This is a genomic window from Neisseria sp. HMSC064D07 (assembly GCF_001837185.1).
In the GTDB taxonomy this organism is placed as follows: Bacteria; Pseudomonadota; Gammaproteobacteria; order Burkholderiales; family Neisseriaceae; genus Neisseria; species Neisseria flavescens_C.
The window spans coordinates 80,798-83,422 of sequence record NZ_KV831670.1 but is presented as its reverse complement, the minus strand read 5'-3'; the positions used below and the strand labels follow the sequence as shown (position 1 = coordinate 83,422).

Genomic DNA, 2,625 nt, shown 5'->3' with positions numbered 1-2,625 from the left:
TTCAGCCGCCCCACCCTACAAGCGTTCAACCAACGCCATCTGGGCATCCTCCGCAACGATACCGGCCTGCTCCGCGCTATCGTCCAACTGCGGCTTTGGAAAAAAAACCAAACCGAACCGCACACCGCGTCTGAATACGAAAACCGCAACCTACTCGAATGCAGCCTCGCAGTCGCCCAAGCCGCATACGCTAGACGGCAAAATATTGGCGCGCATTTTAATAGTGATTGTTAAGGTTGGCTGGTTAGAAAAAAATCGTTCAAATAAATTTGAATAGCATGGTTGAGAAATTGGCATTCAGTTTTTAGGGTTGCGTAAGTTGGGTTATTATTTTGTTCTAAAAGCAGAAAGGCCGTCTGAAATATTTTCAGACGGCCTTTTACTTCCTTAGAATTTTATCTGCCCGATTGTTCCCACACGTTTTGCAGGTAGGCGTAGGTCAGCTCGGCGGTGCCGAATACCAGCGCGATGTTGCTGCCCAAATCTTCGGCTTTGCCCACGCCGATGGGCAAGGCGCCGGCGGCTTTGATGGCGGCGACACCTGCGGCGGCGTCTTCAATGCCGATGCATTGGCGGATGTCTGCGCCCACACCCTCAGCTGCGGCGAGGAAGATGTCGGGGGCGGGTTTGGAATGCGCGACGGCGGCAGGGTCGGCAATGGCGTCGAAGAAGTGGGTCAGCCCCATGCGTTCAAGCAGGAACGGGCCGTTTTTACTGGCGGACGCAAGGGCGATTTTTTTGCCGTTTGCTTTCAATGTTTCCAGCAGCGGCAAAATGCCGGGGTATACGTCTTCGGGTTTGACTGCCTGAATCATTTCTACGTAGTTGTCGTTTTTGCGGCGGGTCAGTTCGGCGAACTCGGCTTCGCTGACGGTTTTGCCGCCGTGCGCGAGGATGCGTTTGAGCGAATCGTCGCGCGACACGCCTTTGAGCTGCTCGTTAAACTTGCGGTCGATGCTGATGCCCAGTTCTTCGGCGAGCTTTTTCCATGCGCGGTAGTGGTATTCGGCGGTGTCGGTGATGACGCCGTCGAGGTCAAAGAGCACTGCGGTAAAAGTCATTTTGCGCCCTCCTTATTTTTCCAACGTGACAGTGTGGCTGCTGTTGAGCGTGATGTCTTTGCCGTACACCTGCAAATCGAGCGGTTCGCCTTTGAGCAGGGTGAAGACGACGTTTTCTTTGCCGACGGCGACTTTAATCAGACGGCCGCGGTAGTTGATGTGGAAGGCGTAGCCTATCCATGCACTCGGCAGGAACGGGGCGAAGCTGAGTTTGCCGCCCCAGGTTTTCATTTGGGCGAAACCTTGGACGATGGCGAGCCACGAGCCGGTCATGGAGGTGATGTGCAGGCCGTCTTCGGTATCATTGTTGTAGTTGTCCAAGTCCAGGCGGGCAGTGCGCTGGTACATTTCCACGGCTTTTTCTTCTTTGCCCAGTTCGGCAGCGAGGATGGAGTGGATACATGGAGACAACGAGCTTTCATGCACGGTCATCGGTTCGTAGAAGTCGAAGTTGCGGCGTTTTTCGTCGATACTGAAACGGTCGCCGAAGAAGTAGATGCCTTGCAATACGTCCGCCTGTTTGATGAAGGGCGAACGCAGGATTTTGTCCCACGACCATTTCTGGTTGAGCGGCAAATCATCGGGCGAAAGCGCGGACACTGGGCGGATGTCTTTGTCGAGGAAGCCGTCGTGCTGTACGAATACGCCGAGTTCTTCGTCATGAGGACGGTACATATTCGTGTTAATGTCCGCCCATTTTTCCAACTCGGCGGCACTCACGTTCAAATCAGGACGCGGGTATTTCGCCAAGGCTTCTCGGGTGTAATCTAATACCCATGCAGCGAGGGTGTTGGTGTACCAGTTGTTGTTGATGTTGTTTTCGTATTCGTTCGGGCCGGTTACGCCGTGAATCATGTATTTGCCGTTGCGTTTGGAGAAGTGGACGCGGTCCGCCCAGAAGCGGGACACTTCGACCAAGACTTCCAAGCCTTCTTTGGCAAGATAGCTTTCGTCGCCGGTGTAGTTGGTGTAGTTGTAGATGGCATAAGGAATCGCGCCGTTGCGGTGGATTTCCTCGAAGGTGATTTCCCATTCGTTATGGCACTCGATGCCCGTAAACGTTACCATCGGATAAAGTGCGCCCGCCAAGCCCTGTTCGCTCGCGTTGTGCTGCGCCTGCGGCAGTTGGTTGCGGCGGTATTGCAGCAGGTTGCGGGTAACTTCGGGTTCCGCCAGTGCGAGGTAGAGCGGTACGGCGTAGGCTTCGGTATCCCAATAGGTCGCGCCGCCGTATTTTTCGCCGGTAAAGCCTTTCGGGCCGATGTTCAGACGCGCGTCTTCGCCGTAGTAGGTGGAGAACAGTTGGAACAGGTTGAAATGGATGCCTTGCTGCGCTTCGTCGCTGCCTTCGATGACTACGTCGGCGATTTCCCAACGGTGCAGCCAGCCTGCTTTGTGTGCATCTAACAAGGTTTCAAACGCAACGCCTGCGACTTTTTCCGACAAGGCGCGACCTGCGGCTTTCACTGCTTCCAAGCCCTGATAATCGCGGCTGGTGGTAACAATCACACGTTTTTCAAAGGTTTCGGGCGTACCGCCGACTTCGGCCTCAAAAGAATTAGAG

The 2,625-nt window shown here is 54.6% G+C and carries 2 protein-coding genes and 1 pseudogene; 1 reads left to right on the top strand and 2 read right to left on the bottom strand.

The features are described from left to right. A pseudogene (locus tag HMPREF2608_RS03835) lies at positions 1-234 on the top strand (L-aspartate oxidase); the annotation flags it as partial. A 161-nt stretch (positions 235-395) separates the two neighbouring features. Here the strand turns inward: HMPREF2608_RS03835 and pgmB are convergent. Both pgmB and HMPREF2608_RS03825 read right to left on the bottom strand, forming a co-directional pair. Further along, a complete protein-coding gene (gene pgmB / locus HMPREF2608_RS03830) occupies positions 396-1,061 on the bottom strand; it encodes a beta-phosphoglucomutase (protein WP_070826030.1) in 666 nt (221 codons plus the stop codon). Between the two features lie 12 nt (positions 1,062-1,073). After that, on the bottom strand, positions 1,074-2,625 hold a 1,552-nt coding region (locus HMPREF2608_RS03825), incomplete at its 5' end, for a family 65 glycosyl hydrolase domain-containing protein (RefSeq protein WP_070826029.1).

Coding starts and splice junctions, on each gene's coding strand:
- pgmB (WP_070826030.1), bottom strand. CDS start 1,061: ATGACTTTTACCGCAGTGCTCTTTGACCTCGACGGCGTCATCACCGAC.